Source organism: Micromonospora sp. NPDC047812 (assembly GCF_040704175.1).
Taxonomy (GTDB): Bacteria; Actinomycetota; Actinomycetes; order Mycobacteriales; family Micromonosporaceae; genus Micromonospora.
Map to the genome: position 1 here is coordinate 1,318,370 of NZ_JBEYRY010000002.1, position 11,716 is coordinate 1,330,085.

Below are 11,716 nucleotides of genomic sequence, written 5' to 3' on the forward strand. Positions count from 1 at the left end.
CCGGCGGTTGGTTCGTTGAACCGGTACGGGTGGACGGAAGGATGAGAACCCGACGTGGACCGGCTGCGCCCGTGAGCCGTAGGCTGGCTGCGCGTCGATAGTGTGGAGCGGGCGGCAACGGACGTTCACCGGTCCCGCCGCTCCCGCCGGGCCGTACGCTCCGCGGTGCGATCGCGTACGGCCAGTTGACGGGGTGCGGACCGACCATCCGAAGCGGGCAGGGATGACAGGTGCATGACGACGGAAGGTACGACGATCCACGCGTGACCGGGTCAGCGGGCGACCCCGTTTCACGTGAAACCGACTACCCGAGCTGGTCGCCCGAAGGGCCTGCGAGCCGGCCGCCGGACCGGGGCGCGGCGGCCCGGCCGGGCGGCGTCGAGCCGGTCGTGCCGGAGCCTCCGGCGGCCCGCGCCGCACCCGACGTGCCGCGGGCCGGCAATTCTGCCGGCGGCCGGGTGATCCCCATCCGGCGCAACGCTTCGGCCTCGGCCCGGTTCGAGTCCGCCGTGCCGCCGCAGCCCACCCCGGACTCCGTGCCGGATGCGATTCCCGAACCCGTTCCCTTCACCGACCCGTCCGCGTCCCCGGTCGGCTCCCCCGGAGCCGCTGCCGCCGAGGCCGCGTACGTTTCACGTGAAACCCCGACGCGCGAAGAGGATGACCCACCGTTGGCTATGGAGGCGATGCGCGCCGTGCAGATCCTTAATCCGAGTGGCGAGGTGACGATGCCTCGGCCGGAACGGACCCGGGTCATGTGCGTCGCGAACCAGAAGGGCGGCGTGGGAAAGACCACGACCACGGTCAACCTTGCGGTGGCGCTCGCCCTGCACGGCAACCGGGTGCTGGTGGTCGACCTGGATCCGCAGGGAAACGCCTCTACCGGGCTGAACGTCCCGCACCACACCGGTGTGCCGGACGTCTACGACTGCCTCATCAACAGCGTGCCGCTGGAGGAGGTCGCCCAGGGCGTCGAGGGCATCCCCAACCTCTGGTGCGTACCGGCGACGATCGACCTCGCCGGCGCGGAGATCGAGTTGGTTTCGGTGGTCGCCCGCGAGTCCCGGCTGGCCCGGGCGATCGCCGCCTACCCCGGCCACTTCGACTACGTCTTCATCGACTGCCCGCCCTCGCTCGGCCTGCTCACGGTCAACGCGCTCGTGGCCGCGCAGGAGGTGCTCATTCCGATCCAGTGCGAGTACTACGCGCTGGAGGGGCTGAACCAGCTGATCAACAACATCAACCTGGTGCGCCAGCACCTGAACCCGAAGCTCGACGTCTCCACCATCCTGCTCACCATGTACGACCGGCGCACCCGGCTGGCCGACGCGGTCGAGCAGGACGTGCGGAACCACTTCGGCGACAAGGTGCTCCAGGCGGTCATCCCCCGCAACGTCCGCGTCTCGGAGGCACCCAGCTACGGCCAGTCGGTGATGACCTACGATCCGGGATCGCGGGGGGCGACGAGCTACTTCGAAGCCGCCCAGGAGATCGCCGAGCGTGGCGTCAAGGAGCCGGTGGGCCGGAATGCGTAGTGCGGAACAGTCGCTGGGAGGCGTGGCATGAAGAACCGTCCTCGGGGCGGTCTGGGACGAGGCCTGGGGGCGCTCATCCCGACCGGGCCGGCGCCGACCGCGGCAGTTGAGCCGACCACGGCCGTCGAGCCGTCGGTGACGGCAGAGACGTCGACCGGTGCCGCCGCCGGTACGCCGACGGAGGCTCTGCCCGCCGCGGCGACTCCGCCCGTGGTGGCGCAGCCCGAGCCGCAGCCCGAACTCAGCCCCGTGCCGGGGGCCCGGTTCGCCGAGATCCCGGTCGACGCGATCGTGCCGAACCCCAAGCAGCCGCGCCAGGTCTTCGACGAGGACGCCCTGGAGGAGCTGAAGACCTCGATCCAGGAGGTCGGCTTTCTCCAGCCGATCGTCGTACGTCAGCTCGACGAGGAAAAGTACGAGCTGGTGATGGGCGAGCGGCGCTGGCGGGCCGCGCAGGCCGTCGGGCGGGAGAGCATCCCGGCGATCGTCCGGGACACCCGGGACGACGCCATGCTGCGCGACGCGCTGCTGGAGAACATCCACCGGGCGAACTTGAACCCGCTGGAAGAGGCAGCCGCGTACCAGCAGTTGCTCGACGAGTTCGGCGCCACCCACGAGGAACTCGCCCGACGCATCGGGCGGAGCCGGCCGCAGATTTCGAACACCATCCGACTGCTCAACCTGCCCGCGCCGGTGCAGAAGCGGGTCGCGGCCGGCGTACTCTCCGCCGGGCACGCCCGGGCGCTGCTGAGCCTCGACGAGCCCGAGGCGCAGGAGCAGCTCGCACTCCGGATCGTCGCCGAGGGCCTGTCGGTCCGCGCGACCGAGGAGATCGTCGCGCTGGCCCTGAGCGACGGTACGAGCAAGAAGGAAGCCGCCAAGCGTCGCCCGAAGCCGCATGCCCCCGCTCTCACGGATCTGGCCGATCGGCTCTCCGACCGGTTCGACACCCGCGTGAAGGTGGACATCGGCCGGAGCAAGGGCAAGATCACCATCGAGTTCGCGACGGTCGACGACCTGGAGCGGATCGTCGGCCTCATCGGCGTCGGCCAGGAGGAGGACCCGGAGGCCTGACCCCGATCGGCGCGGCTCGGCTCCACGGCCGGGTCCCGCGCCGCCGAGTACGGCACCACCGCCGGCCGCGTGATCCCCGGATCACGCGGCCGTTTCGTGTGCTGCGGCCGTTTCCATGTGCGGCGAGGTCGAGATGCGTTGGCCGCTACCCGGACCAGCGCGCTCCAGCAACTGAGGGCGAGCGGCGGCGTTTCACGTGAAACCCGGGACCTGGGTCGGAGCGGTTCTTGAGCCCTCTTGGACGGTTTCACGTGAAACTCGGCCGGTTCTGCGATTCGCGATGCGGTGGGAGGTCAGCACGGATGAGGGCGGAACCCCGAGGCCCGAGGAGTCTTGATCGGGGCCGACCCTTGCCGCGCCCTTCGGTGAACACGAGGCCGGTGGCGGAAGCGCTGCCTGGAGCGGGAACCTCCACCTGCGCCGGCGACGTCCTCAGTGCGCGTTGAGGGCTTCGGCGATGCGAGCGGTACCGCAGGGGTGGGACGGGCCCGGCAGGACCGCCCAGCACCGCGAGAGACCCGGGCTCGCCACACCGGCGCCTCCATGCCCGGCACGTCGCTACCCGCTGAACGACTCGCGCGGTCAGGAGCCGTCGGAGTTGCGTGGCGCCGCCTTCGCCGTCTTGCTCGACGTGCCGCCCGGCGAGGAGCCGCCGGCGGACCGCTGACAAGACGTGGTGCCCATTGCTCACGCCTCCACCGATGGCCTGATGTCTTGTCGCCCGCCGACCCGTCGCCCTGACCGTTTTGTTGTCCGGCGGTTCCGTGTCTCGGCCGCTCTCTGCTGGGCCTTCTCTGTCGCGGCCACCGCCGCCCGGCACGTTGCGGTCCAGGTGATCGTTCCGATGTCTCGGCTGCCCTCTGCTCAGCCTTCTCTGTCTCGACTGTTCCGTCGTCTCGGCCGTCCGCGGTCGGTCGCGACGCAGCACGGCACAGTGGGTTCTGTAGGTGTCGAGCGCGAAAGCGACGGACGGTTCCCGGTGGTTCGCGGCGACGACGTGGAACGGCGAAGTTCGGGCCCTGAAGCCGACGGCGATTCCCGCCGATGGCGATGCCGACCACTGCCACCCCGGCGACGATGCGGACGGTCGTGGCGGCGATGGGGAGGGGGCCATGGGGAAGCATGAGCGACCTCGGCGAAGACGCCTGCGGGCCTGTCTGTCGTTCCCGCGGCCGGCGCGCCTCGAACCACTCCCAGCTCGCCGACCGCCGCTGGAGCCGGCCGCCCCGCAAGCCGCCCCGGACTTCCGGGCGGCCGCTAGCGAGCGTCAAAGGTCGGGACCACCGAGCGCCGCTCGCGAGCCGTCAGAGGTCGGGACCACCGGGCAGCCACCCGCGAGACGTCAGAGGTTGGGACCGCCGAGGGCTGGGGCCGGCGCGCCAGGACGGAACCGCCCGACGCAGCCTCCGGTTTCACGTGGAACCGGCGACTCCACCTCGGCGTGAGAATCCGGGATCGAGCCCGAAAGTTATCCACAGCGGTTATCCACAGGCAGCCCCGTTTCACGTGAAACCCCGCGTGGAATGGGGTGGCAGCCTGTGGATGACGGCGTGTGTCCGGCGTCTCATCAGCCTGTGGATGACTGTGGATACCTGTGGACAGGGCCGCTCCCGGCTCTCCCGTCACGGCCGGAGCGGGGCCGCCCGGTCGATCGTTCGGGTAGGGACAGCGGTGCCGGAACCGGTTAGTGTCAGCGTCGTGCACGACACCCCTCCCTCCGTTCCGGACTTCACCCAGTGGCCGTCCTTTCCCTTCGAGGGCGACCTTCGTGTCAAGCAACTCGATGATCCGGTCCCGGTCGAGCCGCCGCGCAAGGGCGAGGGACACCGGGAATGCACCGCCTGCAACGCCCCCGACGACGCCTACATCTGGGTGGGTGAGCGATGGCGGGTACGCGCCATGGACCGCCCCACCGGTCTGCCGATGGTGCTGATCCTGGAATCCCGCTCACATCTGGACCTCGGCGACCTGCCGAACCTGCTCGCCGCCGAACTGGGGGTGATGACCGTACGGCTGGAGCGGGCCATCCGGTCCCTCGACGGGGTCGCCCGGGTGCACGTCAACCGCTGGGGCGACGGCTCGGCGCACCTGCACATGTGGTTCCTCGCCCGGCCCTACGGGCAGCTCCAGTTGCGGGGGACCTTCCTCTCCCTGTGGGATTCGATCCTGCCGCCCATCTCCGAGGCGCGGTGGCGGGAGAACCTTGCCATGGTCGCCGCCTGGCTGGCGGAGTTCGGAGGCCGCCCGCTGGCCGAGCCCCCGCGTATCCAGTGGCAGGCGCCGTCCAGCTTCACGGGGGGGCAGGCCCCGGCGGAGGTCGACCCGACGGAGGGCGAGGCGGTGTCCGTGATCGAGTCCGCCGAGGAGACCCCGCCGGCACAGGAGCCGGAGAGCGAGACGTCCGCCACGGACGCCGAGCGGTCGGGCACCTAGGGCGTGCCCCCCTGGCGATCATGAGCACTGCGGATCGTCCGGGGCAGCGCGACGTTCGACCGGATGCCATAGTGCCGCCATGAAGGCAGACCTGCACAGCTACCTGAATGGCGGCCGCGACGCGCTGCTGTGGAAGCTCGACGGGCTCAGCGAGTACGACATCCGCCGCCCGCTGACCCGGACCGGGACCAACCTGCTCGGTCTGGTGAAGCACTCGGCAGTCTGCGAGTCCCTCTACTTCGGTGTGGTGTTCGGCCGTCCGTTCGAGCAGGAGCTGCCGTACGTCGGCGACGGAGCCGAGACCAACGCCGACATGTGGGCGACCGCGGACGAGACCCGCGAGGAGATCGTCGGACTGTACCGTCGCGTGATCGCCCACGCCGACGCCACCATTGAAACCCTCGCACTCGATGAGGTCGGCCGCGTGCCGTGGTGGGGCGACGCAGCGGTCACGTTGCACCACGTCCTGGTCCACGTCACCGCGGAGACACAACGGCACGCCGGCCACGCTGACATCGTGCGCGAACTCATCGACGGCGCGGCCGGGCTGCTGCCCAGGAACGACAACCTGCCCCCCGCCGACGAGTCGTGGTGGCTGGACCACCGCCAGCGGGTGGAGCAGGCCGCCCTCGACGCCGAAGGACGCGGCAACTAGGTTCTCTGCCGATCATGGAAGCCGGATGGCGGCGGGCACCCGCATCACCGGCTCGGGGAGCGATCGGTCAGGGGCGTCGGGTCGCGGCGCGGGCCACCAGGGCGCCGACCATCCTGCCGAAGTCCAGGCCGGCGGCCTGGACCGCGAGCGGCAGCAGCGAGGTCTCGGTCATCCCCGGCGAGACGTTGACCTCCAGCACGTGCGGACGCCCGGCGGAGTCCACGATCAGGTCGACACGGCTCAGGTCGCGCAGCCCCAGCGCGGTGTGTGCGGCCAGCGCGACGTCGGCCACCGCGCCGGCCACCTCCGGCTCCAGCCGGGCGGGGGTGTGCCAGGTCGTGCGGCCGGCGGTGTAGCGGGCGGCGTAGTCGTAGACGCCGTTGCGGGGCACGATCTCCACAGCGGGCAGGGCGCGCGGCCCGTCGCCCAGGTCGACCACCGAGACCGCCACGTCCATGCCGGGCACGTACCGTTCGACCAGCGCCGTCGGGTCGTACGCGAAGCAGCCGACCATCGCGGCCGGCAGGGACGCGGCGTCCCGGACGACGGCGGCGCCCAGCCCCGAACCGCCCTGGGCGGGCTTCACCATGAGCGGCAGTCCGAGCCGCTCGACGATCCGGTCCAGCACCGCCACGGCGCCCAGTTCGGAGAAGCGGTCGTGCGGAAGGGCGACCCAGTCCGGGGTCGGGATGCCCGCCTCGCGGAGCACCGCCTTGGCCGAAGGCTTGTCCCAGGCGAGCCGGGACGCACGCGCGTCGCATCCCACGTACGGGATGCCGCACAGGTCCAGCACACCGCGCAGCGACCCGTCCTCACCCGTGGCGCCGTGCAGGGCGATCACGACGGCGTCCGGCGGGTCGGCGCTCAGGGCCGGCAGCAACGCCACGTCGGCGTCCCGCAGCTCGGCGTCCATCCCGACCGCGCGCAGCGCGTCGAGCACCCGGCGCCCGGACCGCAGCGAGACGTCACGTTCGTAGGAGAGCCCGCCGGCGAGCACCAGCACCCGCAGGTCGGCGGTGGCGGCGGGGTCGGTCACGACGGAACGGTCGGCAGCGGTGGGAACCATGCCGGAATCATGCCAAGTCGGGTCCCGGCGTGTCCGAGCCGGCCTGCCCGCGCCGCGCTCCGGGGCGGCCGACCGCGCCGAAGACCCGCCGCATGGCGATGTCCTGCTCCATCACGCCGGCCAACCGGCGCACGCCCTCGCGGATCCGCTCCGGGGACGGGAACGAGAAGTTGAGCCGCATGTTGCCGGTGCCGGTGCCGTCGGCGTAGAAGCCGGTGCCCGGGACGTACGCCACCCGGGCGGCGATGGCCCGGGGCATCATCGCCTTGGAGTCGAGGCCGTCGGGCAGGGTCGCCCAGACGAAGAGGCCGCCGCCGGGCGTCGTCCACGTCGTGCCGGCGGGCATCAGGTCGTCCAGCGCGGTGAGCATCGCGTCGCGCCGTTCCCGGTAGACCTCGCGGTAGACCTTGAGCTGCTCCCGCCAGGGCATGGTGCCGAGGTAGGTGGAGACGGCGGCCTGCGCGTAGCCGCTCGGGCAGAGGATCTGCGCCTCGCTGGCGATGACCAGCTTGTCGCGGACGGCGTGCGGCGCGAGGATCCAGCCGACCCGCAGGCCGGGGGCGAAGGTCTTGGAGAAGGTGCTGAGGTAGAAGACCCCGTCGCGGCGCCGGGCGCGCAGCGGCGCCGGCGCGTCCCCCTCGAAACCCAGCTGACCGTACGGGTCGTCCTCGACCACCAGCAGGCCGGCGCGCTCGCAGATGTCGAGCACCCGCTCCCGCCGCTGTTCGGTCAGCGTCACGCCGGTCGGGTTCTGGTAGGTCGGGATGGTGTAGAGGAACTTGACCCGCCGGCCGGCCCGCGCCTGCTCGGCGATGACCGCCTCCAGCGCCTCCGGGATCAGCCCGTCGCCGTCCATCGGCACGTGCACGACCTGCGCCTGGGCGGCCTGGAACACCCCGAGCGCGCCGACGTAGGTCGGGCCCTCGGCGAGCACCACGTCCCCGGGGTCGAGGAAGAGCCGGGCCACCAGGTCGAGGGCCTGCTGCCCGCCCACGGTGACCACCACGTCGTCCGGGGAGGCGCCGCAGGCGGCGTCGATGCCGGAGAGCGACATCACCTCGCAGATCCGCTCGCGCAGCTCCAGGGTGCCCTGGCCGATGCCGTACTGGAGGGTGGTGGCGCCGTGCTCGGCGCCGAGTCGGCCGAGCATCTCGCCGACCGCGTCGAGGGGCAGCGCCGCGATGTAGGGGGCGCCACCGGCGAGCGACACCACCTCCGGCCGACTGGCCACCGCGAAGAGCGCGCGGATCTCGGAGGCGGTCATGCCCCGTACGCGGCGGGCGTACCGGTCGGTGTAGTCGTCGAGCGTCGTGCCGGTCATGACATCACCTCGATGGCTGCTCGGGTGGCTCCCGCCCCGGCCTACCCGGGGCACCTGCGACCATGGCGACGCGGGACGCCGAGTGTCGATCCTAGTCGCCGTCTGCCAGGGGCGTAACCGCGACGTGAGCGGCGTCCACATCGCGGGCCCCGGCCGACGCCCCGGAAGGAGGGGCATTCGCGCGTCCCCTCCCGCGGCGTCCGTTTGCGGCGTACGATCGCTCGTCGGGGGCAGGAAGGCGGCGTTGTCGTTCCGTGCCGGTCTCACCTCCGAGCCTAGTGTGGGGATGCACCAATGTCGCGACGTCTGGTCAGCTTGACCCTCGACACCCTGGAGGACCTGCCCCGTCCGTGCCGGCAGTGCGTCTACTGGGAGCTTGATCCGGTATCGGCGGACCGGGCCTGCGCCGCGGGCGACCCGGGGCTGGAGAAGGAGGCCTGGGTCTCGCAGACGCTGCTGGAGTGGGGCTCCTGCGGCAAGCTCGTCTACGTCGACGGCATGCCGGCCGGCTTCGTCCTGTACGCCCCGCCGGCCTACGTGCCCCGCTCGATGGCCTTCCCCACCTCCCCGGTCTCCGCCGACGCCGCGCTGCTGATGACGGCCAACGTGGTGCCCGCCTTCGCCGGCGGCGGACTGGGCCGGATGCTGGTCCAGGGCGTCGCCCGGGACCTCACCAAGCGCGGCATCAAGGCGATCGAGGCATTCGGCGACGCCAAGTTCGGCGACGCGGCCGACCCCGCCGGCACCTGCGTCGCCCCGGCCGACTTCTTCCTCTCCGTGGGCTTCAAGACGGTCCGCCCGCACCCGCGCTTCCCCCGCCTGCGGCTGGAGCTGCGTACGGCGTTGAGCTGGAAGTCCGACGTCGAGTACGCGCTGGAGAAGCTGCTCGGCTCGATGAGCCCCGAGACGCTGCTCCGCCCGGTCCGTCCGGCCCCGGCCACCCGCTCGACCACCGGCTGACCCCACTTCGGGCGGCAGGCGGCAGCGGGATCAGTCCACCACTGTGCCGGCGGCCACCACGGCCCGCAGGGCGCTCACGTCGATCGAGCCGGTGGGGACGTCCCGCTCGACGGGGAAGTACATGCGCTGCACGGCGGCGACGACGGCCTCGACCACTCTGTCCCGGAACCGGGGGTCGACCAGTCGGGCCCGGTCGGCGGGCGAGGTGAGGTAACCGACCTCGACGCGTACGGCCGGCATCCGGGTGAGCCGGAGCAGGTCCCACGCCTTCGCGTGCGTGCGGCAGTCGCGCAGCCCGGTGCGGGCGACGATCTCCCGCTGCACCAGCCCGGCCAGCCGCTCCCCGGTCGCCGAGGTCACCCCGTTGTCGGTGCCGTAGTGGTAGGTCGCCACCCCCTCGGCCTCCGGGTTGACGTGCCCGTCGACGTGCAGCGAGATGAACACGTCGGCGCCGAGCGAGTTGGCCAGCTCCGCCCGGCCGACGTCGGGCAGGCAGTCCTCGGGGGACGGCCCGCGGGTGAGCTGCACCCGGACGCCGGCGGCGGCGAGCCTGCCCTCCAAGCGGCTGGCCAGGTCGTGCACGAGATCCGCCTCGGTCCACCGCAGCGATCCGTCCGGCACCACCACGCCCGGGTCGGTGCCCCCGTGCCCGGGGTCGATGACGACGGTCCGGCCCACCAGCGTCGGGCCGGACTGCCGGATGGCGTCGGACTCGCGCAGCCACTGCGGTCGCCCGCCGACGACCTTGCGGCCGAGCCGGCGCAGCGCGTTCATGGTGTGCGGGCCGCACGAGCCGTCGGGCGTGAGCCCGACCTCGCGCTGGAACTGGGCGACCGCCCGGGAGGTCCGTACGCCGTAGATGGCGTCCGCGCGCCCGACGTCGTACCCCATCTCCAGCAACCGCTCCTGGAGCGAGCGGACGTCCTCACCGGTGAGCGGCTCCGGGACGGCGTGGTAGAGCGTGCGGGCGCCGAGCCGCCAGCGTGCGGCGTCGAGGGCCCGCCAGGTCTCCGCACCGACCCGGCCGTCCACGCTGAGCCCACGCGACTGCTGGAAGGCCCGCACGGCCCGTTCGGTGTGCGTGTCGAACTCGTCGGCGCCGGGGGTCGTCGGGGGGAGCAGGTCGAGGCCGGTCAGCACCGTACGGATCTCGGTGACGGCGGGTCCACGGTCACCGGGTCGGATCGGACGCACGCACGACCCCCTCTGCACGGACGGTTGCTGGCCGGGCGGCCCCGGCTTGAGGTTATGCGCTCCGGGGGCTCCGGGTGCCCCACGTCGGGAAAAACGCGTCGACCCCGTGCCCGGCGGACCGGGTACGGGGTCGACGCGTGTCGGTGCTGCTCAGAGCGCCGATTCGATGAGCTTGACGAGCTCGCCCTTCGGCTTCGCGCCGGCGATCGACTGCACCGGCTCGCCGTTCTTGAAGACGGTGAGGGTGGGGACCGACATCACCCGGTAGGTGCGGGCGGTCTCCGGGTTCTCGTCGATGTTGAGCTTGACGATGGTGACCTGGTCGCCCATCTCGCCGGCGATCTCCTCCAGCAGCGGCGACACCTTGCGGCACGGGCCGCACCACTCGGCCCAGAAGTCCACCAGAACCGGCTTGTCGGACTTCAGCACGTCGGCGGCGAAACTCGCGTCGGTGACCGACTTCGTTGCTCCCACTATGACCCTCCTCCGGGATGTGTTTCGGTTGTTCAGCCCTGCAGCGTGGCGATGAAGCGCTCGGCGTCCAGCGCGGCGGCACAGCCCGTGCCGGCGGCGGTGATCGCCTGCCGGTACGTGTGGTCCACCAGGTCGCCGGCGGCGAAGACACCGGGCACGCTGGTCCGGGTGCTGGGCGCCTGGACCTTCACGTAGCCCTCGTCGTCGAGTTCCACCTGCCCCCGGAAGAGCTCGCTGCGCGGGTCGTGACCGATGGCCACGAAGACGCCGGTGACGTCGAGGACCTTGGACTCGCCGGTGTGCGTGTTGCGCACCCGCACCCCGCAGACCTTGCCGTCGTCGCCGAGGATCTCCTCGACCACCGTGTTCCACTCGACCTTGATCTTGTCGTTGCTAAGTGCCCGCTCGGCCATGATCTTGCTGGCCCGGAAGGAGTCCCGGCGGTGGATGATGGTGACCGAGTCGGCGAACCGGGTGAGGAAGCTGGCCTCCTCCATCGCGGAGTCACCGCCGCCGACGACCACGATGTGCTGGTTGCGGAAGAAGAAGCCGTCACAGGTCGCGCAGGACGAGACGCCGTGGCCCAGGTACTCCTGCTCGCCGGGCACGCCGAGCGGACGCCACGCGGAGCCGGTGGTGAGGATGACCGCCCTGGCCCGGTACGCGGTCTGGCCCACCCAGACGGTGCTGACGGCGTCGGAACCCAGGCTGCCGGTGTCCTTCAGCTCGACCCGCGTCACGTCGTCGGTGAGGAACTCCGCGCCGAACCGCTCGGCCTGCTTGCGCATGTTGTCCATCAGCTCGGGGCCGAGAATGCCGTCGGCGAAACCGGGGAAGTTCTCCACCTCGGTCGTCGTCATCAGCGCACCGCCGGACTGCACGCCCTCGATGATGAGCGGCTTGAGGTTGGCGCGCGCCGCGTAGACCGCCGCCGTGTAACCGGCCGGCCCGGAGCCGATGATGATCAGGTTGCGGACCTCGTCCACTGCCGTCTCCCGATTGTG

Annotated in this window: 9 protein-coding genes and 1 pseudogene; 5 read left to right on the forward strand and 5 right to left on the reverse strand. The window is 71.7% G+C overall.

Annotated elements, in window-relative coordinates; all coding sequences use genetic code 11:
• The first annotated feature begins 230 nt into the window (after positions 1 to 230).
• The 4 genes and pseudogenes from AB0883_RS13985 to AB0883_RS14000 all read left to right on the forward strand — a co-directional run bounded on the left by AB0883_RS13985 (position 231) and on the right by AB0883_RS14000 (position 5,697).
• On the forward strand, positions 231 to 1,535 hold the full coding sequence (locus tag AB0883_RS13985; RefSeq protein WP_366641506.1) for an AAA family ATPase: 1,305 nt from the start codon (positions 231 to 233) through the stop codon (positions 1,533 to 1,535).
• Between the two features lie 27 nt (positions 1,536 to 1,562).
• On the forward strand, positions 1,563 to 2,609 hold the full coding sequence (locus tag AB0883_RS13990; protein ID WP_366641507.1) for a ParB/RepB/Spo0J family partition protein: 1,047 nt from the start codon (positions 1,563 to 1,565) through the stop codon (positions 2,607 to 2,609).
• A 1,698-nt stretch (positions 2,610 to 4,307) separates the two neighbouring features.
• Positions 4,308 to 4,901: pseudogene (locus AB0883_RS13995) on the forward strand (hypothetical protein); the annotation flags it as partial.
• A gap of 220 nt (positions 4,902 to 5,121) precedes the next feature.
• Positions 5,122 to 5,697: a DinB family protein gene (locus AB0883_RS14000; protein ID WP_366641508.1), complete on the forward strand. Its 576-nt coding sequence runs from the start codon at positions 5,122 to 5,124 to the stop codon at positions 5,695 to 5,697.
• Between the two features lie 67 nt (positions 5,698 to 5,764).
• Here AB0883_RS14000 and AB0883_RS14005 read toward each other — a convergent pair whose 3' ends face one another.
• Together AB0883_RS14005 and AB0883_RS14010 are read right to left on the reverse strand one after the other, a co-directional pair.
• Positions 5,765 to 6,763 (reverse strand): D-alanine--D-alanine ligase, encoded by a 999-nt coding sequence (locus tag AB0883_RS14005; protein WP_366641509.1) that lies wholly within the window; start codon positions 6,761 to 6,763, stop codon positions 5,765 to 5,767.
• Between the two features lie 7 nt (positions 6,764 to 6,770).
• Positions 6,771 to 8,084: a PLP-dependent aminotransferase family protein gene (locus AB0883_RS14010; RefSeq protein ID WP_366641510.1), complete on the reverse strand. Its 1,314-nt coding sequence runs from the start codon at positions 8,082 to 8,084 to the stop codon at positions 6,771 to 6,773.
• 294 nt (positions 8,085 to 8,378) lie between these two features.
• Between AB0883_RS14010 and AB0883_RS14015 the strand changes: the two genes are divergently transcribed.
• Entirely contained in the window at positions 8,379 to 9,044 is a 666-nt protein-coding gene (locus AB0883_RS14015) for a GNAT family N-acetyltransferase (RefSeq protein ID WP_366641511.1), read from the forward strand.
• A gap of 30 nt (positions 9,045 to 9,074) precedes the next feature.
• Here AB0883_RS14015 and AB0883_RS14020 read toward each other — a convergent pair whose 3' ends face one another.
• From AB0883_RS14020 to trxB, 3 genes are all read right to left on the reverse strand, one after another.
• Positions 9,075 to 10,238, reverse strand: a complete 1,164-nt coding sequence (locus tag AB0883_RS14020; protein WP_366641512.1) for an N-acetylmuramoyl-L-alanine amidase — start codon at positions 10,236 to 10,238, stop codon at positions 9,075 to 9,077.
• A gap of 150 nt (positions 10,239 to 10,388) precedes the next feature.
• Entirely contained in the window at positions 10,389 to 10,712 is a 324-nt protein-coding gene (gene trxA / locus AB0883_RS14025; protein WP_088996685.1) for a thioredoxin, read from the reverse strand.
• A 32-nt stretch (positions 10,713 to 10,744) separates the two neighbouring features.
• Positions 10,745 to 11,698, reverse strand: a complete 954-nt coding sequence (gene trxB, locus AB0883_RS14030; protein ID WP_121397414.1) for a thioredoxin-disulfide reductase — start codon at positions 11,696 to 11,698, stop codon at positions 10,745 to 10,747.
• Positions 11,699 to 11,716: the final 18 nt, after the last annotated feature.

Bases quoted from the DNA above. Each gene is read 5' to 3' on its own strand.
- AB0883_RS13990 (WP_366641507.1), top strand. From the start codon at position 1,563: ATGAAGAACCGTCCTCGGGGCGGTCTGGGACGAGGCCTGGGGGCGCTC.
- AB0883_RS14010 (WP_366641510.1), bottom strand. From the start codon at position 8,084: ATGACCGGCACGACGCTCGACGACTACACCGACCGGTACGCCCGCCGC.
- AB0883_RS14005 (WP_366641509.1), bottom strand. From the start codon at position 6,763: ATGGTTCCCACCGCTGCCGACCGTTCCGTCGTGACCGACCCCGCCGCC.
- AB0883_RS14000 (WP_366641508.1), top strand. From the start codon at position 5,122: ATGAAGGCAGACCTGCACAGCTACCTGAATGGCGGCCGCGACGCGCTG.
- AB0883_RS14015 (WP_366641511.1), top strand. From the start codon at position 8,379: ATGTCGCGACGTCTGGTCAGCTTGACCCTCGACACCCTGGAGGACCTG.